Raw genomic sequence first — 19,657 nt, 5'->3', positions numbered from 1 at the left:
GAGCGGCGGCCGCGGCGGGGGCGCGGCCGCTTTGCGTGCGGCCGCTTTGCGTGCGGCCGCTTTGCGTGCGGCCGCTTTGTGTGCGGCCGCGGCGAGGCGCGGGTGCTTTGTGTGCGGCCGCTTTGCGTGCGGCCGCTTTGCGTGCGGCCGCGGCGGGGGCCCGGGTGTTCTGGGTGGCGGCCGCGGCGGGAGCGCGGCCGCCACCTCGGCTCCGGCGGTCAGCCGCGGGTGAGCTGCACCCGGAGCGTCTGCAGGGCCTTGCTCAGCAGGCGGGACACGTGCATCTGGGAGACGCCGAGCTCGGCGGCGATCTGCGACTGGGTGTGGTTGCCGAAGAAGCGCATCGCGATGATCTTCTGCTCGCGCTCCGGGAGGCGGGCCAGGAGGGGGCGGAGGGCCTCGCGGGCCTCGACCTGCTCCATGTCGGCGTCGGTCTCGCCCAGCATGTTGGCCAGGTCGGTGGGGGCGTCGGCGTCGTTGGTGACGGACGGGGCGTCGAGGCTCAGGCTGCGGTAGGCGCGGCCGGCGTCGAGGGCCTCGATCACGTCCTCCTCGGACGCCTCCAACTCCGCGGCCAGGTCGGCGACGGTGGGGGAGCGGCCCAGGCGCTGGGTGAGCTCGCCGGTGACCCGCATGACCCGCAGGCGGGTCTCCTGGATGCGCCGGGGGACGCGGACGTCCCAGCACTTGTCGCGGAAGTGGCGCTTGAGCTCGCCGGTGATCGTGGGGATGGCGTAGCCGATGAACACGGCCCCGTTGTCCGGGTCGAACCCGTCGACCGCCTTGATCAGGCCGACGGTCGCGACCTGGACGAGGTCGTCGGGGTTCTCGCCGCGGTTGCGGAAGCGGCCGGCCAGGTGCTGGGCGAGCGGGAGGTACAGCTCGATGACCCGCCCCCGCACCCGCGCCCGGTCGGGGCCGGCGGGCAGGTCGGCGAGGAGGCTCAGCAGTGCGCGCGCCTCGGCGTCCTGCGCGTTGCGAGCATCTTGAGCGGTACGGCGGGCGTTGATCTCGATCGTCATGGTGGCAGACCCCTGGCAGCGGAGAACGTTCACGGATTGCTGAGCGTGACGCCCGCTGCTTGAGCGCCCTTTCGAACATGACCGTAGCCCCGAAGTTGCCGCATGACAAATTTTGCGTCGATTCGTGCGTCGATTCACACTCGGTGGTAGGGTTCGGCTAATGGCCACAAGGCGGCGCTGGCTCTTCGCTGACCAGCTCGGACCGCATTTCCTCGACGACGAAGCCCGGCAACCCGTGCTGCTCGTCATCAGCAAAGGTGTCTTCCGCCGCAAGGTGTACCACCGGCAGAAGGCCCACCTCGTGCTGTCCGCCCTGCGCCACCGGGCGGCCGAGCTCGGCGACCGGGCCGAGCTCGTCGTCACGGAGCGATACCGTGACGCCGTCCAAGGCCCCGTCGAAGTCTGCCACCCGACGTCGCGCGCGGCCCGCGACCTGATCCGGTCCCTGCCCGACGTGACCATGCTGCCGCCGCGCGGATACATCACCGCACCGGCCGACTTCGTCCGCTGGGCCGACGGGCGGCCGCGGCTGCTCCTCGAGGACTTCTACCGCGACGCCCGCCGGCGGCACGGCATCCTCATGGACGCGGCGGAGCCCGCCGGTGGACGCTGGAACTTCGACGGCGACAACCGGGAACCACCGCCACGCGGAGTGCGGGCTCTGGCTGTACCCCCGCCGCCCGATCTTTTTGAGGATGACATCGACGGCGAAGTGCGCGCCGAACTCGACCGGTGGGAGCGCGAGGACGGCATCCGCTTCGTCGGGCGGGACGGGCCACGGCGATTCCCGGTCACCGCCGGCGAGGCCGAGGCCCGGCTCGCGCACTTCCTGGAGCACCGGCTGCCGGTGTTCGGGCCGCACGAGGACGCGATGCTGCGCGACGACCCGCTCATGGCGCACTCGCTGCTGTCGGCGTCGCTCAACCTCGGGCTGCTGGACCCACTGGCCGTGGTCGAGCGGGCCGAACACGAATACCGCCGGGGCGCCGCACCGATCAACAGCGTCGAGGGCTTCGTCCGGCAGATCCTGGGCTGGCGCGACTACGTCTGGCATTGCTACTGGTACTTCGGGCCCTCGTTCGAGCACCGCGACGCCCTGCACGCCCGGCGCCGCCTGCCGGCGTGGTTCGCGGACCTGGACCCGGACCACGTCGAGGCGGCGTGCCTGCGCGACGTGCTGACCAAGGTCCGCGACACCGGCTGGGTGCACCACATTCAGCGGCTCATGGTCCTCGGCAACCTGGCCCTGCAGCGCGACTGGCACCCGGCCGACGTCGCCGACTGGTTCGCGCGGTGCTTCGTCGACGGCTACCCGTGGGTGATGACGCCGAACGTGATCGGCATGAGCCAGTATGCCGACGGGGGCCGGATGACGACCAAGCCGTACGCGGCCGGCGGGGCCTACATCAACCGGATGAGCGACTACTGCGGCGGCTGCCCGTTCGACCCGAAGCACCGCGCGGGCGCCGACGCGTGCCCGTTCACCGGTGGGTACTGGGCGTTCCTGCACCGGCACCGCGACGCGTTCGCCGCCAACCACCGCATGCGCCAGCCCCTCGCACTGCTGGACCGCCTGCCCGACGCCGACGAGGTGGCAGCCATAGAGGCGCGACGCCGCAACTTCTGAATGGCGCACCGCCGGAACACGTTCTCCCCCGCGCCGGAATGCGTTTGCTGGCGCGGAATGCGTTTGCCTGCGCGCGGAATGCGTTTGGTTTGGCTTGGAGCCGGTTTTACGTATGCTCGAAGCCGTCCAGGAGGCGGGCCAGGCCGAACTCGAACAGCGGTTCCTCCGCCTCGGCCTCCGTGCGGCGGGCTTTCGGGTCCTCGGCTTCGAGCGCCAGGGCGGAGCCGCGCACGAAGCTTGCCGCCGCGGTCGCCCAGGTCGCTGCTTCGGCGGGGGAGAGGTCGCGGTCGGCCAGGGCCCGGGCGGCCCACTCGGTGTGCGCGGCCACGTGCGGGCTCAGGTCCGGCCGCGTGAAGGAGACGGTCAGGGCCAGCCAGGCGTGGCGGCGGTACATCCGCCACTGTAGCCGGGCCAGCCGCTCCAGCCGCGCCCGCCAGGACCCGGCCGGCTTCGGCGGCGGATGCTTGGCGAACACCGCGTCGGCCATCAGGATCTCCAGCTCGGCGCGGTCTCGGACCCACTTGTAGAAGGTGCCGCTGACCAGGCCGCCGGCGCGTTCGCCGATGACCCGCAGCGACAGGTTGGCCAGGCCGTCGCGGTCGGCCAGGTCCACCGCGGCGGTGACGATCCGGGCCCGCACGACGTCGCCGTGTGCCGGCGGCGGGGACCAGGCGGTGGCGACGGCGGGCGCGTCCGCGGTGACGACCAGGCCGACGCCGCGGACGACCTTCGCGGCCAGGCCCTCCTGCCGCATGAGCTCCATGGCCTTGTACGCGGTCGCCATCGTCGCGTCCCACTCGGCCATGATCTCCTTGGCCGTCGGCAGGAACTCACCCGGCCGCAGGTCACCGGCGACGATGCGGGCGCGCAGGTCGGCGACGATGTCGGCCGCGAACCGCGTCACCCCTGCCTCCCGACCCCTGCCGAGCGCAGTCTACCGGTCGAACTCGCGCGCCATTTTCCGCAGCGCCTGCCCGAACCCGGCCCGGCCGACCAGCGCGACCAGCCCGCCGGTGAGTTTGTCGAGGCGGTGCGGCACGACGGTGACGTCCTCGGACCAGTCCACGCGGCATCGTCCGGCTTCCAGGGGTACCACCTCGAACCACGCTTTGCCCCGAATGACCCGGCCGTGCTTGTCGACGTCGCAGCGCCCTCGCGTCGCAGCGGTCGGTGGCTCCCAGCGCACCACCGTCATCGGGTCGTCGAAGCCGAGCGGGCCGATCCCGGAGCGGGCGACGAAGCCGGCGCCGAGGCCGTCCATGCGCTCGGTGGTCAGGCGCACCGTGGTCAGCGGGGCCCAGCGGGCGTGGTTGCGCCAGTCGGTGAGCGCGGCCCAGACCTGCTCGGCGGGCGCGTGCACCTCGGCGGAGGTGGTGAAGGTGGCCATCCCTGTCGACGATAGCCGTTACTGGCGTCCGGGGCCGGGTAGCGGTACCAGTTTCTGCCTGCGTACCAACCCGACGGACGGAGTGGACGGCGCGGCCTACGGGTACGCGAACATGGGCCCCTACGACGGCGGGCAGGCGGAGCTCCTGCGGGTCCCCTACGCCGACTTCAACCTGCTGGAACTGCCGCCCGGGACCGAGCACGAGAACGACTTCACGATGCTGTCCGACATCTTCCCCACCGGCTGGCACGGGACGGAGCTGGCCGGGATGCGGCCCGGCGACCGGGTCGCGGTGTTCGGGGCCGGGCCGGTCGGGCTGATGGCCGCGCACAGCGCGATGATCCGGGGCGCGTCCGAGGTGTTCGTCGTGGACAAGGAGCGCGACCGGCTCGACCTGGCCGGGAAGATCGGCGCGACGCCGGTCGACTTCAGCCAGGCCGACCCGGCCGAGCAGATCCTCGACGCGACCGGCGGGCGCGGGGCCGACTGCGGCGTCGAGGCCGTCGGCTACCAGGCCCACGACCCCAGCGGCGACGAGCACCCGGAGCTGGTCCTCGACAACCTGGTCAAGGTCGTGCGGTCGACCGGCGGGATCGGGGTCGTCGGCGTGTACGTCCCGTCGGACCCGGGCGCCGCGACCGCGGCGGCGAAGGAGGGCCGGGTCGCGTTCGACTACGGCACGTTCTTCAGCAAGGGCCAGCGGATGGGCACGGGACAGTGCCCCGTCATGCGGTACAACCGGCAGCTTCGCGATTTGATTGTGACCGGGCGCGCGCAGCCGTCGTTCCTGGTCTCGCACGAGCTGCCGCTCGACCGGGCGGCCGAGGGCTATGACCACTTCGACCGCCGCGAGGCCGGCTGGACGAAGGTGCTCCTGCGCCCGCGGCGCTGACGTCAGACCTTGAAGCGGCCGACCTCGCGCTGCAGGTCGGTCGCGAGGCGGGACAGTTCGGTGACGGTGGTGTCGGCCTCGGCCAGGGTGGCCGAGGTCGCCTGGGCGGCCTGGGCGACGCCCGCGATGTTGCCGGCGATGTTCGTGGCACCGTGGGCGGCCTCGCCGACGCTGCGGGTCATCTCGTTCGTGGTGGCCGACTGCTCCTCGACCGCGGAGGCGATGGTGAGCTGGTAGTCGTTGATCCGGGCGATGATCCGGCTGATCTGGCCGATCGCCTCGACGGCGTTGCCGGTGTCGGCCTGGATGGCCTCGACGCGGCGGGAGATGTCCTCGGTCGCGCGGGCGGTCTCCTGGGCCAGCTCCTTGACCTCGTTCGCGACGACCGCGAAGCCCTTGCCGGCCTCGCCGGCCCGGGCCGCCTCGATGGTCGCGTTCAGGGCGAGGAGGTTGGTCTGCTCGGCGATCGAGGTGATCACCTTGACCACGTTGCCGATCTCGGTGCTCGACTCGCCGAGCTTCGACACGGTCTGGTTGGTCTGCTCGGCCACCCCGACGGCCTCGGACGCGACCCGGGCGGCGTCGTTGGCGTTCTGCGCGATCTCGCGGATCGAGGCGCCCATCTCGTCGGCGCCCGCGGCGACGGTCTGCACGTTGTGGGAGACGGTGCCGGCCGCGCCCGCGGCGACGTCGGACTGGCGGGCCGCCTCCTCGGCGTTGGCGGCGATGCGGCCGCTGACCGCGGTGAGCTGCTGGGAGCTGTCGCCGAGGGTGCGGGAGCCGGTGGAGATGGCCTGGACGGTGCCGCGCAGGCCCTCCCGCGCGTCGTTGACCGCGGACGCCATCTCGCCGAGCTCGTCGCGGGAGTACACCTCGGCCGGTCTGGTCAGATCGGCGTTGGCCAGCGCCCGCAGCGCGGCGGACACGCTGCCGAGCTGGCGGCGCAGGATCCGGGCGACGAACGCGCCCGCGGCGAGGGCGAGCAGGAGCCCGCCGACGAGCAGCAGGATGATGTACAGGCGGGCGTTGCTGTACTCCTTGTCGGCCTGCGCGGCGGTCGCGCTGGCCTCCCGGTCCTCGAGCGCCTGCAGGTTGTTGAGCGAGTCCGACACGGTCTTCTCGAGGTTGCCCGACACGACGACGATCTGGTCGGCCGCGGGCAGGGTGTAGCCGGCCGGCGGGGCCTCCTGGAACAGGGCGGTGTTGCGCAGGTTGCGATACTGCGTCACCGCGTCGGTCACCTTGGCCAGCGCCGCCAGCCGGGTGCTGTCACCGGCCGCGAGGGTGTGGTACTTGTCCGAGGCCGCGTCGATGCGCTGCTCAGCGGTGGTGATCTGGCCGCGGACCGGGGTGAGGACGCTCTTGTCGGGGCTGCTCGAGTACAGCACCCACAGCAGCGTGTAGCGGTACATGTCGGTGAGGCCGGAGCGCATCTGGCCCAGCTCCTGGGCGCTGTCGAGGTGCCGCGTCTTGATGTCGTGGAGGTCGCCGTTGAGCCGCGACATGCGGTCCAGCGACAGTACCGCCACCGCCGCCGCCACCAGGGCGACGAGCATCAGGGCGAGAAACGCCTTGGTGATGACCCCGCGGTCGGCGACGGCTCCGGTGAGCCTCCCGCGTGCGACCGTGACCTGGACACCCTGCTGCGCCACCGCTGTACCTCCGACGTCCGCCGAACGGCGCACAAAGAGCGCCAAACGGCTTATCGGCGGCCGCGGGGCCGAGTTGAGATCAGCGCTTGACCTGACGCTTGTCCCAGACGAGCAGCAGTCCCGCGACACCGCGGAGGGCGACAGCACCGGCGAACACCCACAGGACCCATGGCATGGCCCACCTAATGCCCACCGATGCGTCCGCTCACACGGCGTCGGGGTGCAGAAGTTGCTCCGCGAACTGCTGGACCCGGTCCGTCGTGATGCCGGTGCGCTGCTCGACGGCCAGGGGGTGGTCGGTCGCCTCCAGCTCGATCAGGGGCCGGGTGCCGACGGGCTGCGTGTGCACGTGGGTCTTGAGGTTGAGGGTCGACTCGCCGTAGACGGGCAGCTCCGTGGACAGCCACCCGAAGTACGGCTGCTCCCGCTCCCGCCCCTCGGTCGTCCACAGGTCCAGCGCCCGGGCGAAGTTCGGCCCGCTCAGCGTCACCCACACCGTCCACTCGAACGTCCGGGCCGCGTCGAGCACCGGGATGACGATCCGGCCGTACACGAAGAAGTGCTCGGCGTCGATGATGCACATCTCCTGCTCGAGCAGGCTGCGCTCGGTGTCGGCGGCGAACTCGTCGCGCCAGTAGGCGGGGGCCGGGGAGCCGTAGGAGAACGGCAGCCCCTCGTGCCGCTGCCCGCAGCACCGGCACTCGTATCCCTGAACGATCACGCCGTGACGATAGTGCCCGCGCAATGTTAGGGATCGTTCCCTATCTCTGATACGGTGGCGGCATGGACCTTCAGCTGGCCGGCAAGGCCGCCGTGGTGACCGGCGGCAGCAAGGGCGTCGGGCTCGCCGTCGTGCGGACCCTGCTCGACGAGGGGATGCGCGTCGTCGCGGCGTCCCGCACCGTCACACCCGAACTGGCCGCGACCGCGGCGATCCCGGTGACCGTCGACCTCGGCACCGCGACCGGCGCGGCCGAACTCGTCGAGCGGGCCCGGGCCGCGCTCGGCGGCATCGACGTGCTCGTCAACAACGTGGGCATCGGGGATCGGGCGCCGCACGTCGACGGGGCCGTGCTCGACCTGGCCGCGCTGCCCGACACGGCCTGGGAACAGACGTTCGCCCTCACGTTCTACGCGCCGCTGCGGGTGACCCGGGCCGCGCTGCCCAGCCTCGTCGAGCGCGGCGGCGTCGTGGTCAACGTGTCCTCGTCCGGCGCCCGGGTGGTGACGGCCGGGCCGGTGCCCTACAACGTGGCCAAGGCGGCGCTCAACGCGCTCACGAAGGTCGTCGCCGAGCAGTACGGCGCCCGTGGGGTGCGGGCGGTGACGGTGGCGCCGGGCCCGGTGGCGACCGCGGTGTGGACCGACCCCGACGGGTTCATCGGGCAGCTCGCCAAGGTCCAGGGTTTGGAGTACTCCCAGTTCGCGGCCCAGGCTCAAGAAGCGCTCGGCGCCGCGACCGGCCGCATTTCGACGCCGGAGGAGGTGGCCCGGCTGGTCGCGGTGGCCGCGTCCCCGAGCAACGTGACCGGCGCGGAGTTCGCGATCGACGGCGGCATCGTCAAGCACGTGTAGCCGGCGCGAAGACGTTTGTGCAGCGACGTGGTGTGCGTGCGGCGACGTGTGCGCGTCACGTGACGTTGTGTGCGTCCAGGAGTAGCTCGACCAGGGGGCGGAGTTGGGCGGCGGGGCCGTCCGCGCCGAGGCTCGGGGTCGCGGCTATCGCGCCTTCGTGCAGGAGCAGCAGGCGATCGGCGAGGACGTCGGCGTCGGTGGCGGCCGCGGACCGCAGCAGGGCGCGGAGCCGGTCGCGCATCCAGGCCTTCGCGGTCACCGCGGCGCGATGGCCCGGATATTCGGCGAGGGTCATTTGACAGACGCAGCCACGGTACCCCCGCTGCCGCATTGCCAAAATCTGCGCGTCGAACAGGGCGAGGACCGCCGCGCGTGGTGTCGGCGCGGACGCGATGGCGGCCTCGAGGTCGGCCCGGGTGGCCTGGTCGGCCCGTTCGACGTACGCCCCGACGAGCTCGTCCTTGGAGGTGAACTGCCGATACAGCGTCGTCGGCGCCACCCCGGCCGCGGCGGCGACGGTGTCGATGCCGGTGGCGTGGATGCCGTCGCGGTAGAACAGCTCGTGGGCGACGCTCAGCACGTGTTCGCGGGTCTCGGCGCCGGTGCGACGGCTCATGCGCCCAGCGTACCCGTCGATTGTTAGGGAGCTCTCCCGACCGGATACAACTGACGGGTGCGGAAACCGACCCTCGTCGTCGTCAGCGGCCCACCCGGCGCCGGCAAGACGACCCTCGCGCATCGGCTGGCCCGCGGGATCGGCTGCCCGGCGATCTGCCGCGACGAGATCAAGGAGGGCATGGTCCACGCGACCGACACGTTCGTGGCCGCGCCGTCCGACGAGCTGACCCGGCGTACGCTGCCCACGTTCTTCGGGGTGCTGGAGCTGCTGCTGCACGCGGGCGTCACCACGGTCGCGGAGGCGGCGTTCCAGGACCGGGTGTGGCGCCCGCACCTGGAGCCGCTGCGCGCGGTCGCGGACATCCGCGTGGTGCACTGCCAGGTCCCGGCCGAGACGGCCCGGGCGCGAATCCGGCGGCGGCAGGCGGAGAACCCGGCGCGGCGCGCGCACGCGGACGCGCACCTGGGCGATCGCGCCGCGCACGCGGCCGGCCACGAGGCGTTCGACCGCGTGCGGCTCGACGTGCCGGTGCTCGATGTCGACACGGGCGACGGCTACCGCCCGGGCCTGGATGAGATCGTCGCCTTCGCCAACGCCGGCCGCTGAGGCGCGGCAGGCCTACCGTTCGTGCTCACGCTGCTCGGGCGGCCACGCGAAGCTCGCCGGCGGCGAGGGTGGCGGAGCGGCCTGTTCAGCCTGGGGAATCGGCGTCGGCTCCGGCTGCCGCTGCTCGGGCGGCCACGCGAAGCTCGCCGGGGGCGACGGTGGCAGAGCGGCCTGCCCAGCCTGGGGCGTCGGCTCCGGCTCCGGCTGATCCTGCCACTGGTGCACGGGTGGCCAGGCGAAGGTCGCCGGCGGCGAGGGTGGCAGAGCGGCCTGCTCAACCGGCGCGCGCGTCGTCTCCGGCTCCGTCGTCTCGGGCTCCGGCTGATCCGGCCGCCGCTGCTCGGCCCGGGCGGCCTGGCGCTCCTGCCACAGTTGCTGCGTGCGGCCGCCGACCTTGCGGGCCAGACCCGCCGTGCGCTCGCCGACCTCGCGGGCCCGCTTGGCGCCGTCGGAGTTGAGCGCCTTCTGCACCGGCGCGGTCTGCTTCAGCCGGTCGGCGCCCTGCCGGGCCGCCTGCGCCGCCACGGCGGCCGCGTCCGCGGCCGCCGCACTCGTCACGCGCGCGGCCGCGACCGCGGCGTCCGTGGTGCGCCGGGCCGCCTCCGGCAGGTGCTCGGCCGCGCGGCGCCGGGCGGCCGCCGCGGCCTCGGCCGCCACCTGAGCCGCGACGACCGCCGCGTCGGCGCCGATCCGGCCGGCCGCCACCGCCGCGTCGCCGGTGCGTTGCCCGGCGGCGGCGGCGACCACGACCCCACGCTGGCCGCCGGCGACGACCGCGTCGGAGGTGCGCCGGGCGAGCTCCGCCGTGCGGGCCGCGACCTGCGCGTAGACCTTCGCGCGCACCACGACCGTCCCGCAGAGCCGATCGGCGACCGTGCGATGCCCGGGACCGAGCGCGGGCAGCACGTTGACCCACCACACGACGACCGCGACGCTCAGCATGAGGGCGCCGAAGGAGACTTCGCCGTACACGATGACCGCCAGCGCGATCCCGACCAGCCCGGTCTCGACGAACGTCGTGACGAAGGCCCGCCGCACCGCGAACCGTTGCCGCGCCTCGGGCCCGCGCGCGCTCACGCGAGTGTCGAGCACCATCTTGCCGGCGGTCCGCCCGCGCCACGCGAGCAATGCCACCTGGTAGAGGAACTGCAGCAGCGGTACCGTCAGAATCGCCATGATCAACGGCTGGGCGATGTCCAGCCACTGTTCGGAGGCGATCTCCCGCAGTCCGCCCTCCGCGCCCTGGTGGGTGATGAGCCCGACAACCCGGGAGATGCCGTAGTCGGTGGCCACGCTGCCCAGATACTGGGGCAGCCCGTGCACGAGGCTCGACACGCCGAGCCCGACCAGGATGAGCCCGGGCACCATCACGATCACGTAGTCGATGAGCCACCCGAGCACCCGCCGCCCGACCCCGGCCCGCGTCGGCGGCGACGGCGACGGCGACGGCGACGGCGACGGCGACGGCGACGGCACGTAGTTCGCGGGAGTCCCCGGCGGCAGGGCAGGCGGCAGCAACGGCGCGCCGTGCTGCAGCGCCGGCACGTGCGGCGGCCACGGTGGAGCCTGCGAATACACAGCGGGCTGCGGGTACGCGGCGGGTTGCGAATACACAGCGGGCTGCGGGTACGCGGCGGGTTGCGAATACGCGGCGGGCTGCGGGTACCGCGGATCGGGCTGCGGGTACGCGGCAGGCTGCGAGTGAACAGCGGGCTGCGGGTACGCGGCGGGCTGCTGGTACCGCGGATCGGGCTGCATCGCAGAGCCTTTCCTCAGAAGTCGCCTCACCCTAGGGCCAGAACGACATCCATGGCTCCCACCGAATGTCCGCGTCTGCCGCCCGGCCGTGCACCGGGTCAGGCACGATCATGCCTTGCATGCCGGATCGACATCTGGCACGCAGACCGCCACAGCCCGATCGACGTCCACCGCACACGCTCCGATCCCAGGAGCGGCTGAGCGAAAGCGCTTGAAGCGGCTGGACAGAGCTCGTCGAGCGGCTAAGCACAGCTGTTCACACGAGCGGCTAAGCGCAGCTGTTCACATAGGCCAGGGCCGCCCGCATCGAGGCCCGTAGCGGCTCCGACGTGCCCATCGTCTGGCTGAGCAGGATGCCGCCCTCCAGCGCCGCCAGCAGCGCCAGCGACAGCGAGTCGAGATCGGCGTCGGGGCGCAGGTCGCCGCGGTCCCGCATGGCCTGGAGTCCCTCCTGCAGCAGCCCTTGCCACCGCAGAAACCCCACGCTCAGGTCGGCCCGTGACTCCTCGTCGGCCGGGCCGAGCTCACCGGCGAGCGACCCGAGCGTGCACTCGCCGCGGCCCCCGGTGTGCTCCTGGTGTTCGATGGCCGCGTCCGCCCACGCCTGCAGCGCGTCGAAGCTGTCGAGCGCGCCCATGATCGGCTGGCCGGGCACCGGCGGTGCCAGGCCCTGGCGGATGATGACGGCCCGGATCAGGGCCTGTTTGCTCTCGAAGTAGTGGTAGAGCTGCGACCCGCTGATCCCGGCGGCTCGCCGTACGTCCTCGGTGCCGGTCCCGGCCACGCCGCGTGCGGCGATGAGGGCGGTGGCCGCGTCCAGGATGCGTTCCCGGGTGGCCAGCCCCTTGCGGGTCAGGCGGGGTGTCATGCGCCCCACCTTAGCAGGATTGGGTTGCGCCACCCAAAAACGGCTGCTAAAAATGGGGCGGTCAACCCAGAAAGGGGTTCGAGCATGTCCACGAACACCGAGCTCGCCGGCCGCACCGCCCTCGTCACCGGAGCCACCACCGGGATCGGCCGCGCGGTCGCCGAACAGCTCGCCGGCCGCGGCGCCGACGTCGTCGTGCACGGCCGCGACCCGCGGCGCGGGGCCGAAGTGGTGGCCGCGATCACCGCGAAGGGCGGCCGGGCCCGTTTCGTCGCCGCCGACCTCGCCGACGCCGCCGAGGTCGGCCGGCTCGCGGCCGCCGCCGGCGACGTCGACATCCTGGTCAACAACGCCGGCCTCTACGATTTCACGTCGACGCCCGACACCACGGCCGACAACTTCGACCGGCACATCGCCGTCAACACCAGGGCGCCGTTCCTGCTGGTGGGAGCCCTGGCGCCGGGGATGGCCGAGCGGGGCCGCGGCGTCATCGTCAACGTCACGTCGACCGCCGCGACCACGGCCGCGCACGTCGGTGCCGCCTACGGCGCGTCCAAGGCGGCGGTGGAGCTGCTGACCCGCTCCTGGGCCAGCGAGTTCGGCGGGAGCGGCATCCGGGTCAACGGCGTCTCGCCCGGCCCGGTCCGGACCGCCGGCACGGAGCCCCTCCTGGCCGGCAACCCCGGGATGGAGGCGCACGCCAATGTGCGAGGCCGGGTCGGCGAGCCCGACGAGATCGCCGATGTGGTGCTGTTCCTGGTGGAAGACCGGAGCAGCTACATCAACGGTACCGTCGTGCTCGCCAACGGCGGCGAAAGGAGCGCGCTACCAGGTCAGGGGTAGCGCGTTGATGGTGCTGATGAGCGAGTTGGCCAGGATGCGGTCGTCGTGCTGCGACGGGTGCCAGTCGCAGCCGAGGTGGTCCAGGCCGAGCGCGTTGTCGTCGTAGTACAGGCTGCGGACCCGGCTGTCACCCTGGCTGGTGCGGGTCTGCACGATCTGCTGGATCGACGTCGCGAACGCCGTCGTCTGATACGACAGGTCCGGGTACGTGAGGACGATGTACGTGTTCGGGCCGTACCGGTCCCGCAGTTTCGCGATGAACGCCAGATACGCCGTGCGGTAGTCGGCCGCCAGCGCGTCGATGGTCGCCCACTTCTCACCCGACGTCAGCGCGGTCGAGAAGTCGTTGATGCCGAGCCCGACGACGACGACCTGCGGCTTCCAGGTGCCCGGATTCGGCCAGGTCGTGCTGTTGTACAGCGCCTGCAGATCCGTGTCGTAGTAGTTGGTGAACAGGGTGCCGGTGTTCTGCCCGCCGTAGTTGCGGACCATGCCGAGCCCGGACCAGGCCTGCACCTGGTAGTCGGCGCCGAGGTCCTTGGCGGTGAGGGCCGGGAACGCGGCGTCGGCGTTGGAGTTGCGGGTCAGCCCGCCGTTGCTGCTGCAGTCCCGCGACGTCGACATGTTGCCGTAGCCGGCCGTCCACGAGTCACCGATGAACTCGATCTGCCGGCTGCGGGCCGCGGGTTTGCCCAGGATCGCCCCGCCGGCCGCGGCCACGAACCCGCCGAACTCGCCGGCCGCCCACGGGCTCTCGGTCCGCTTCGCCACCCGCACCGTGTGCTCGGCGTTGCTCAGGCCGGTCACCCAGTAGGTCGTGTTCCCCGGCGTCACCAGTGTCGCCACGGTCGCGCCGTCGACCTGCACCGCATAGTCGTTGTTGGAGTCGTTGAGCTTCACACCAACGCTGGTCCCGCGGAAGCGGCCTTCAAAATAGACGCCCGGCCAGGTGTACTGCATGACGGCGCCCACCGTCCGGACGCGCCCGGGCGTCTGCACCTGCGTCAAACCACCCGGCGACGTGGAGCCCGACGGCGACGCGCTGGCCGAGGCCGAAGCCGAGGCGGAAGCGGAGGCCGAGGGGGAGGAGGACCGCGAGGGCGAGGCCGAGCCCGACGACGGCAGCACCGGCCCGTTGCACAGCGTCCCGTTCACGGCGAAGTCGATCGGCAGCGGGTTCGACCCGGTCCACGAGCCGTTGAACCCCAGTGCGGTACTCCCGCCGCTCGGAATGCTCCCGTTCCAGGCCGCGTTGGTCACCGTCACCCGCGCCCCGGACTGCGCGACCGTCCCGTTCCACAGCTGGGTGACGGTCTGCCCGGCCGCGAACGTCCACGTCAGCTGCCAGCTCGTCACCGCGCTGCCGAGGTTCGTGATGTTCACGCCGGCCCCGAACCCGCCGGCCCACTGGCTGCTGATCGAGTAGGTGACCTTGCACCCGGTGGCCGCCTCCGCCGTCCCGGTGGCCGCCACGACCCCTACCCCCGCGGCCACCGCGCTGGCCGCGAACACCGCCATCCCGTGCCGGAACCTGGAACGCTGCATCCGACGCACCTCCGAAGCGCTTCGATCGAGCAGGGTAACTGTTTCGAAAACGCGCCGAGTATGGTGCGCCCCGAACACAGCGGGCAAACCGCCCACCCCCGCCACCCGTGCCGACCAGCGGCTGGCCAGCACTGAAGCGCCGCAGCGGCCCATGAAACATTCGGCGGCGGAACGTCATGTTTGCCCGAATCGGCGGGCGGGAAGCCTTGGGCGCATGACGACGACTATCACCGCTGACGACATCCGGGCGCTCGCGCAGTCGGGCGAGGCCGACCCCGCGCTCGCCGTGGCGCAGGACGAGGTCGTGCTGGTGGCCGAGGCGGCCGCGGCCGACGGGCACATCGTGTACACGAAGGCGGAGCTCGTGCGGGACTACGGCGAGGAGATCACTGACGTCCAGGCCGAGGTGCTCGCGGCCGGGCTGACGTCCCAGCTGGCCTGAAGCGCGGACCGGGCGCGGGCGGCGGACGCGCGGGCCAGGTCGGAGGACAGGCCCAGGTGGCGGGTCGGGTCGAGCAGGGCGGTCAGGTCGGCGGCGGTCAGGTAGCGGGTCACCCGCGGGTCGGTGCCGAGGACGGCCGCGAACGTGCCGTCGCCGGCGGCGGCCCGGTGGGCGGCGTCGGCGACGACGCTGTGGGCCTCCTGGCGGCCGATCACCTTGCCCAGCGCCAGCATCACCGCCTCGGACACGATGAGGCCGCCGGTCAGGTCCAGGTTGGCCCGCATCCGGGCCGGGTCCAGCTCCAGGCCCTCGAGGACCACCGCGAGCCGGACCAGCTGGTCGCCGGCCAGGACGCAGGAGCGGGTGACGGCGTCGTCGAGCATCGCCGTGTAGGCGCCGTCGGCCTCGTGGTCCTGGTGCATCGCCTCGAGGGCCTGCGGCACCAGGGCCCGGATCTGCGCCGAGATCGTCATCATGTCCTGCGACAGCTTGGGGTTGCGTTTGTGCGGCATGGTGCTGCTGCCGACGTCACCCGGGGCTGCCGGCTCGAGGACCTCGCCGTACTCGGTCTGCATCAGGGAGTACAACTCCCGCCCGATCTTGCCGATGGTGCCGCCGAGCAGGGCGAGCACGCAGACGTACTCGGCCAGGGCGTCCGAAGTGCTGCGGGCCGGCACCTCCATCGGCCACAGGCCCAGCCGCTCGGCGAGCGCGTTCTGGACCCGGGGGCCGTCGCTGCCGAGGGCGGCGTGGGTGCCGACCGCGCCGCCGAGCATGGCGACGAACACGTGCGGCTCGCACCGGCGGAGCCGTTCGACGTGGCGCAGCAGCTCGTCGATCCAGACGGCCGCCTTGAACCCGAACGTCACCGGGACGGCGTGCTGGCCGTGCGTTCTCCCGGCCATCGCCATGTCGGCGCCGCGGTCGGCGAGCTCGGCGGCGGCCGCGATAGACCGGCCGAGCAGACCCAGCAGCCGGCCGTGGGCGTCGCGCAGCAGCAGCGCACCACCGGTCTGCGTGATGTTCTGGGTGGTGGCGCCCCAGTGCACCCAGCCGCCGTAGTCGTCGCCGACGACCCGGGTGAGCTCGGTGATCAGCGGCATGAGTGGATGCCCGGTGGCCGCGATCCCGGCGCGGACGCGGCCCTTGTCGATCCGGTCCAGCCGGGCCGCGTCGGCAATAGCTTGAGCGGCATCCGGGGGTACCACACCCGCGTCCGCCTCCGCCAGGGCGAGCGCCGCCTCGACGTCCAGCCAACGCTGCCAGTGCCCCGCCGTCGTGAACAGCTTGCCGATGCCGGTCTCGGGCACCGTGTCATCAGTGAAGCGCGACGGGGTCATTACATTTGCATGCCCCGAATCGCCGATGTCAATCCTCGCCGCTCAGGACGGCCAGCACCCCCGTGATGTCGAGCACCCGGTGCACCATGCCGGTGGAGCCGTGGGCCCGAACCCGGATCTTGAGGGTGGCGCCGAGCCGGTAGGCGTGCAGGATCGTCGCGATCCCGGTGCTGTCGAGCAGCGTCAGCCCACTGAGGTCGACGTCGATCGCCCGGACGGCCGGGACGGCCATGGCCTCGTCGAGGGCCTCCTCCAGGATCGGCTGGGTGCCCAGGTCGACGAGGCCGCGCAGGCGGATGGCCACCCGGACCTGCCCGTCGGCGTCCCGCCCGACCTCCCGGTCCGCGGTCAGGTCGCTGCCCGTCATCTTCGCCCCCAACCTATTTAGCCGGGGGACAATATACGGCAATCTCAGATGGCGTCGAGCTCAGCGAGCGCGTCGGCCGGAATTCGCAGGGCCGCGCCGGCGACGTTCTCGCGCAGGTGCGCCACCGAGGAGGTGCCGGGGATCAGCAGCATGTTCGGCGAGCGTTGCAGCAGCCAGGCGAGGGCCACGGCGAGCGGGGTCGCGTCGAGGCGCTTCGACACCGCGGCCAGGGTCTCGGACTGCAGGGGTGAGAAGCCGCCGAGCGGGAAGTACGGCACGAACGCGATGCCCTGCGCGGCGGTGAGCTCCACCAGGGGGTCGTCCTCGCGGCGGGCGATGTTGTACATGTTCTGCACGCACACCACCGGCGCGATCGTCTGCGCCTCGGCCAGCTGCTCGGCGTTGACGGTGCTCAGGCCCAGGTGCCGGATCAGGCCCTGCTCCCGCAGCTCGGCCAGGGCTCCGAACTGCTCGGCGATGGAGCCGGGCTCGGCCGCGTCGAAGCCGCCGACACGCAGGTTGACCACGTCGAGGGTGTCCAGGCCGAGGCGGCGCAGGTTGTCGTGGACCTGGGCCTTGAGCTCCTCCGGGGTCCGCGCGTGCGGCCAGCCGCCCTGCTCGTCGCGGCGGGCGCCGACCTTGGTGACGATGTGCAGGTCCGCGGGGTACGGCGCCAGCGCCTCGCGGATGATCTCGTTGGTGACGTGCGGGCCGTAGAAGTCGGCGGTGTCGATGTGGGTGATGCCGAGCTCGACCACCTCCCGCAGCACGGCGACGGCGGCCGCGCGGTCCTTCGGCGGCCCGAAGACGCCGGGGCCGGCCAGCTGCATGGCGCCGTAGCCGACACGGGTGAGCTCGAGGTCGCCGGTGCGGTACACGCCGCCGGGAAGATCGTTTGTCATGTGTTCATCGTGCGCCGTTTGGCAGTACCGTGGCAGAGCCTTGCCCTTCCTGGGAGTGACAGGACCAGGATGCGCGGACCGTATCGGCGGTAGGTTGGGCCGGTGACCGCGAACGCGCTCGGCGAATATCTGCGGGCGCGGCGGGAGCTTGTCGATCCGGCCGCCGCCGGCCTGCGGGTCGTGGGGGTGCGCCGGACCCCGGGCCTGCGCCGGGAGGAGGTCGCCACCCTCGCCGGGATCAGCGCCGACTACTACCTGCGCCTCGAGCAGGGCCGCGACCGCAACCCGTCGCCGCAGGTCCTCGAGGCCATCGCGCGGGTGCTCGGCCTCGACTCGGAGGCGACGCAGTACATGATGACCCTCACCGCCGCTCGCCCGCGCACCCCGCGCCGCCCCCGCCGCGAGACCGTCGCCGCCGGCATCCGCCAGCTGCTCGACGTCATCGGCTTGCCGGCGTTCGTGGAGAGCCGCACCTTCGAGGTCCTCGCGGCCAACCGCCTCGCCACCGCGCTGTCACCGCGGATCGTCGTGGGCGCCAACCGCCTGCGCGACACGTTCCTGGACCTCGACGAGCGCGACCTGTATCCGGACTGGGAGCAGTCCATCGGCGGCATGGTCGCGGCCTTCCGCAACTCCATCGGCACCGAGGTCACCGACCCCCGCATTGGTCAGCTCGTCGGCGAGCTGTCCCTGGCCAGCGACGACTTCCGCCGCCTGTGGGCCCGCCACGACGTGAAGCCCCTCGCCGGGGCACCGCTGCGGCTGCGCCACCCGGAGGTCGGCCCCCTGGAGCTGCGCCGCGAGAAGCTCGCGATCGGCGACGCACAAGGGCAGCTGCTCGTGGTGTACCACGCTGAGCCCGGATCGCCCACCGAGCACTCGATGGCCTTGCTGGCCGCGCTGTGCACGCCGGCCGGGCCGCCGGCGGAGCGCGGCTCGGCGGTCTGAGGCCCGACCCGCACCCTTCCGAGCGTCGATGCCGTGACAGGATGCGATCATGCCGCTGAAAGTCGGGATCGGCCTGCCACAGCTCAAGACCTTCGACCCGAGCACCGCGATCGTCCGGGCCGCGCGGGCGGCGGAGGAGATCGGGTACGACAGCGTCTGGGTCTTCGAGCGGTTCATGCTCCCGGCGGACCAGTCCGGCCCGCACGGCCTGTACCAGATGCCCGACGTGCCGTGGCCGGTCCGCTACGGCGGCGTGCTCGACCCCGTGGTCGCCCTCACCCTGGCCGCCGCCGTCACCTCCCGGGTCGAGCTGGGCACGTGCGTGCTGATCGCCCCGCTGCACGTCCCGGCCCGCCTGGCCCGGACCCTGGCCAGCCTGGACGCGGCCAGCGGCGGCCGCCTCATCGCCGGTGTGGGCGCGGGCTGGAGCATCGACGAGTTCGCCGCCCTGGCCCCGCGGCCGGTCACCGAACGCGGCGCCGCGCTCGACGAGTTCCTCGACGTCGCCGCCGCCCTGTGGGGACCCGACCCGGTGTCGTACCGCAACGAGCGCTGGAGCATCGCCCCGGCCGAGATCGCCCCGAAGCCGACCCATCGCATTCCGGTATATCTGGGCGGATTCTCGGACGCGGCCCTGCGCCGCGTCGCCCGCCGCGGCGACGGCTGGCTCCCCACCGGGATGCCGCCGGCCGCCGTCGGCGCGACCCTCGCCCGGGTGCGGAAGCTGGCCGCCGAACACGGCCGCGACCCGTCCGCCGTGTCCTGCACGTTCCAGGTCGGGCTGGGCGGCAGCCTGGCGGCGGTCGCGGGGGAGGAGCGCCCGCCCTACACGGGCAGCATCGAGCAGATCGTCGAGGACATCGCCGCCCTCGCCGCCGCCGGCGTCGACCACGTGTTCCTGACCGTGTCCAATGTGGTCGACGACATGGACGGCTACGTGGACGTCGCGAAGGCCTTCCACGCGCGGCTGCGGGCGGCCGGCCTGACGTGACCATCGAACCGGCCGCCCCGGCGCCGTCCGGGTTCGACTACGTGTGGACGTGGCGGTCGCGGAGCTTCGGGGCGGCCTATGGCATCTCGCCGGCGGTCAGGGCACCCTGGTTCGGGGACGGCGTCGACCGGGTCGGCCGGCGGTGCCGGGTGCTGGCGTTCGGGGCCCGGAACAATGCGCTGGTCGAGTTCGAGGACGGGTATCGCGTCGTGACGTGCCGTCGGGGCCTGCGGCGCGTCGCGTGATGCCTGGCGGGGCGTGCGGCGCGTTGCG

21 protein-coding genes and 1 pseudogene are annotated in these 19,657 nt (G+C 72.6%); 9 read left to right on the top strand and 13 right to left on the bottom strand.

The genetic code is table 11. The features are described from left to right. Positions 1-218: 218 nt before the first annotated feature. The gene (locus ACIA8L_RS11190) at positions 219-1,022 is read right to left on the bottom strand and encodes an RNA polymerase sigma factor SigF (RefSeq protein ID WP_395902975.1); all 804 of its coding nucleotides are present in this window, start codon (positions 1,020-1,022) and stop codon (positions 219-221) included. A gap of 160 nt (positions 1,023-1,182) precedes the next feature. On the opposite strand from ACIA8L_RS11190, the gene ACIA8L_RS11185 reads away from it, so the two are divergent. Further along, entirely contained in the window at positions 1,183-2,649 is a 1,467-nt protein-coding gene (locus ACIA8L_RS11185; protein WP_395902973.1) for a cryptochrome/photolyase family protein, read from the top strand. A gap of 106 nt (positions 2,650-2,755) precedes the next feature. Here ACIA8L_RS11185 and ACIA8L_RS11180 read toward each other — a convergent pair whose 3' ends face one another. Both ACIA8L_RS11180 and ACIA8L_RS11175 read right to left on the bottom strand, forming a co-directional pair. Then, positions 2,756-3,553 (bottom strand): TetR/AcrR family transcriptional regulator C-terminal domain-containing protein, encoded by a 798-nt coding sequence (locus tag ACIA8L_RS11180; protein ID WP_395902971.1) that lies wholly within the window; start codon positions 3,551-3,553, stop codon positions 2,756-2,758. A 30-nt stretch (positions 3,554-3,583) separates the two neighbouring features. Beyond that, positions 3,584-4,036, bottom strand: a complete 453-nt coding sequence (locus tag ACIA8L_RS11175) for an SRPBCC family protein (protein WP_395902970.1) — start codon at positions 4,034-4,036, stop codon at positions 3,584-3,586. Here ACIA8L_RS11175 and ACIA8L_RS11170 point away from each other — a divergent pair. Next, the gene (locus ACIA8L_RS11170) at positions 4,029-4,928 is read left to right on the top strand and encodes a zinc-binding dehydrogenase (RefSeq protein ID WP_395902968.1); all 900 of its coding nucleotides are present in this window, start codon (positions 4,029-4,031) and stop codon (positions 4,926-4,928) included. The genes ACIA8L_RS11175 and ACIA8L_RS11170 overlap by 8 nt on opposite strands. A gap of 2 nt (positions 4,929-4,930) precedes the next feature. On the opposite strand, the gene ACIA8L_RS11165 is transcribed toward ACIA8L_RS11170, so the two are convergent. After that, positions 4,931-6,580, bottom strand: a complete 1,650-nt coding sequence (locus tag ACIA8L_RS11165; RefSeq protein ID WP_395902966.1) for a methyl-accepting chemotaxis protein — start codon at positions 6,578-6,580, stop codon at positions 4,931-4,933. A gap of 205 nt (positions 6,581-6,785) precedes the next feature. Beyond that, positions 6,786-7,301, bottom strand: coding sequence for a DUF2199 domain-containing protein (locus ACIA8L_RS11160; RefSeq protein WP_395902964.1), 516 nt, complete (start codon positions 7,299-7,301; stop codon positions 6,786-6,788). Between the two features lie 62 nt (positions 7,302-7,363). On the opposite strand from ACIA8L_RS11160, the gene ACIA8L_RS11155 reads away from it, so the two are divergent. Next, positions 7,364-8,155, top strand: coding sequence for an SDR family NAD(P)-dependent oxidoreductase (locus ACIA8L_RS11155; RefSeq protein ID WP_395902962.1), 792 nt, complete (start codon positions 7,364-7,366; stop codon positions 8,153-8,155). Positions 8,156-8,210: 55 nt separating this feature from the next. On the opposite strand, the gene ACIA8L_RS11150 is transcribed toward ACIA8L_RS11155, so the two are convergent. Further along, positions 8,211-8,771 (bottom strand): TetR/AcrR family transcriptional regulator, encoded by a 561-nt coding sequence (locus tag ACIA8L_RS11150; protein ID WP_395902960.1) that lies wholly within the window; start codon positions 8,769-8,771, stop codon positions 8,211-8,213. A gap of 57 nt (positions 8,772-8,828) precedes the next feature. On the opposite strand from ACIA8L_RS11150, the gene ACIA8L_RS11145 reads away from it, so the two are divergent. Beyond that, the gene (locus ACIA8L_RS11145) at positions 8,829-9,380 is read left to right on the top strand and encodes an AAA family ATPase (RefSeq protein ID WP_395902958.1); all 552 of its coding nucleotides are present in this window, start codon (positions 8,829-8,831) and stop codon (positions 9,378-9,380) included. Positions 9,381-9,392: 12 nt separating this feature from the next. Here ACIA8L_RS11145 and ACIA8L_RS11140 read toward each other — a convergent pair whose 3' ends face one another. Both ACIA8L_RS11140 and ACIA8L_RS11135 read right to left on the bottom strand, forming a co-directional pair. Then, positions 9,393-10,925 (bottom strand): RDD family protein, encoded by a 1,533-nt coding sequence (locus ACIA8L_RS11140; protein WP_395902956.1) that lies wholly within the window; start codon positions 10,923-10,925, stop codon positions 9,393-9,395. A 481-nt stretch (positions 10,926-11,406) separates the two neighbouring features. Further along, complete coding sequence (locus ACIA8L_RS11135) at positions 11,407-12,006, bottom strand: TetR/AcrR family transcriptional regulator (protein ID WP_395902954.1); 600 nt, start codon at positions 12,004-12,006, stop codon at positions 11,407-11,409. Between the two features lie 84 nt (positions 12,007-12,090). Here ACIA8L_RS11135 and ACIA8L_RS11130 point away from each other — a divergent pair, with 84 nt between their 5' ends. Further along, positions 12,091-12,849 (top strand): SDR family NAD(P)-dependent oxidoreductase, encoded by a 759-nt coding sequence (locus tag ACIA8L_RS11130; protein WP_395902952.1) that lies wholly within the window; start codon positions 12,091-12,093, stop codon positions 12,847-12,849. Here ACIA8L_RS11130 and ACIA8L_RS11125 read toward each other — a convergent pair. Next, positions 12,832-13,809 carry a GDSL-type esterase/lipase family protein gene (locus ACIA8L_RS11125; protein WP_395904186.1) on the bottom strand — a complete coding sequence of 326 codons (978 nt, stop codon included), beginning with the start codon at positions 13,807-13,809 and terminating at the stop codon, positions 12,832-12,834. The two genes, ACIA8L_RS11130 and ACIA8L_RS11125, sit on opposite strands and share 18 nt — an antisense overlap. A gap of 237 nt (positions 13,810-14,046) precedes the next feature. Then, positions 14,047-14,367, bottom strand: a pseudogene (locus ACIA8L_RS11120) (cellulose binding domain-containing protein); the annotation flags it as partial. A gap of 241 nt (positions 14,368-14,608) precedes the next feature. Here ACIA8L_RS11120 and ACIA8L_RS11115 point away from each other — a divergent pair. Continuing rightward, entirely contained in the window at positions 14,609-14,836 is a 228-nt protein-coding gene (locus ACIA8L_RS11115) for a hypothetical protein (RefSeq protein WP_395902950.1), read from the top strand. Here ACIA8L_RS11115 and ACIA8L_RS11110 read toward each other — a convergent pair. From ACIA8L_RS11110 to ACIA8L_RS11100, 3 genes are read right to left on the bottom strand one after another with little or no spacing between them, the layout of a single operon-like run. Then, the gene (locus ACIA8L_RS11110) at positions 14,767-16,176 is read right to left on the bottom strand and encodes an adenylosuccinate lyase family protein (RefSeq protein ID WP_395902948.1); all 1,410 of its coding nucleotides are present in this window, start codon (positions 16,174-16,176) and stop codon (positions 14,767-14,769) included. The two genes, ACIA8L_RS11115 and ACIA8L_RS11110, sit on opposite strands and share 70 nt — an antisense overlap. 28 nt (positions 16,177-16,204) lie before the next feature. Then, positions 16,205-16,543: an STAS domain-containing protein gene (locus ACIA8L_RS11105; RefSeq protein ID WP_395902946.1), complete on the bottom strand. Its 339-nt coding sequence runs from the start codon at positions 16,541-16,543 to the stop codon at positions 16,205-16,207. Between the two features lie 44 nt (positions 16,544-16,587). Beyond that, positions 16,588-17,445, bottom strand: a complete 858-nt coding sequence (locus tag ACIA8L_RS11100) for an oxidoreductase (protein ID WP_395902945.1) — start codon at positions 17,443-17,445, stop codon at positions 16,588-16,590. A 102-nt stretch (positions 17,446-17,547) separates the two neighbouring features. Here ACIA8L_RS11100 and ACIA8L_RS11095 point away from each other — a divergent pair, with 102 nt between their 5' ends. The 3 genes from ACIA8L_RS11095 to ACIA8L_RS11085 are packed head-to-tail and all read left to right on the top strand — an operon-like array spanning position 17,548 to position 19,629. After that, positions 17,548-18,393 carry a helix-turn-helix domain-containing protein gene (locus tag ACIA8L_RS11095; RefSeq protein WP_395902943.1) on the top strand — a complete coding sequence of 282 codons (846 nt, stop codon included), beginning with the start codon at positions 17,548-17,550 and terminating at the stop codon, positions 18,391-18,393. A gap of 49 nt (positions 18,394-18,442) precedes the next feature. Beyond that, the gene (locus tag ACIA8L_RS11090) at positions 18,443-19,384 is read left to right on the top strand and encodes an LLM class F420-dependent oxidoreductase (RefSeq protein ID WP_395902941.1); all 942 of its coding nucleotides are present in this window, start codon (positions 18,443-18,445) and stop codon (positions 19,382-19,384) included. After that, positions 19,381-19,629 carry a hypothetical protein gene (locus tag ACIA8L_RS11085; RefSeq protein ID WP_395902939.1) on the top strand — a complete coding sequence of 83 codons (249 nt, stop codon included), beginning with the start codon at positions 19,381-19,383 and terminating at the stop codon, positions 19,627-19,629. The genes ACIA8L_RS11090 and ACIA8L_RS11085 overlap by 4 nt, the downstream gene beginning before the upstream one ends. The last annotated feature ends 28 nt before the right edge of the window (positions 19,630-19,657 follow it).

This window comes from Dactylosporangium sp. NPDC051541, from assembly GCF_044454505.1.
Lineage (GTDB): Bacteria > Actinomycetota > Actinomycetes > Mycobacteriales > Micromonosporaceae > Dactylosporangium.
Note: the sequence above shows the minus strand (reverse complement) of the source record. Positions and strands in the feature narration are given on the sequence as shown.

Excerpts from the sequence above, each read along its gene's own strand:
- ACIA8L_RS11105 (WP_395902946.1), bottom strand. The coding sequence starts at position 16,543 with ATGACGGGCAGCGACCTGACCGCGGACCGGGAGGTCGGGCGGGACGCC.
- ACIA8L_RS11175 (WP_395902970.1), bottom strand. The coding sequence starts at position 4,036 with ATGGCCACCTTCACCACCTCCGCCGAGGTGCACGCGCCCGCCGAGCAG.
- ACIA8L_RS11185 (WP_395902973.1), top strand. The coding sequence starts at position 1,183 with ATGGCCACAAGGCGGCGCTGGCTCTTCGCTGACCAGCTCGGACCGCAT.
- ACIA8L_RS11190 (WP_395902975.1), bottom strand. The coding sequence starts at position 1,022 with ATGACGATCGAGATCAACGCCCGCCGTACCGCTCAAGATGCTCGCAAC.
- ACIA8L_RS11110 (WP_395902948.1), bottom strand. The coding sequence starts at position 16,176 with ATGACCCCGTCGCGCTTCACTGATGACACGGTGCCCGAGACCGGCATC.
- ACIA8L_RS11135 (WP_395902954.1), bottom strand. The coding sequence starts at position 12,006 with ATGACACCCCGCCTGACCCGCAAGGGGCTGGCCACCCGGGAACGCATC.
- ACIA8L_RS11125 (WP_395904186.1), bottom strand. The coding sequence starts at position 13,809 with ATGCAGTACACCTGGCCGGGCGTCTATTTTGAAGGCCGCTTCCGCGGG.
- ACIA8L_RS11130 (WP_395902952.1), top strand. The coding sequence starts at position 12,091 with ATGTCCACGAACACCGAGCTCGCCGGCCGCACCGCCCTCGTCACCGGA.
- ACIA8L_RS11100 (WP_395902945.1), bottom strand. The coding sequence starts at position 17,445 with ATGACAAACGATCTTCCCGGCGGCGTGTACCGCACCGGCGACCTCGAG.
- ACIA8L_RS11090 (WP_395902941.1), top strand. The coding sequence starts at position 18,443 with ATGCCGCTGAAAGTCGGGATCGGCCTGCCACAGCTCAAGACCTTCGAC.
- ACIA8L_RS11115 (WP_395902950.1), top strand. The coding sequence starts at position 14,609 with ATGACGACGACTATCACCGCTGACGACATCCGGGCGCTCGCGCAGTCG.
- ACIA8L_RS11150 (WP_395902960.1), bottom strand. The coding sequence starts at position 8,771 with ATGAGCCGTCGCACCGGCGCCGAGACCCGCGAACACGTGCTGAGCGTC.
- ACIA8L_RS11155 (WP_395902962.1), top strand. The coding sequence starts at position 7,364 with ATGGACCTTCAGCTGGCCGGCAAGGCCGCCGTGGTGACCGGCGGCAGC.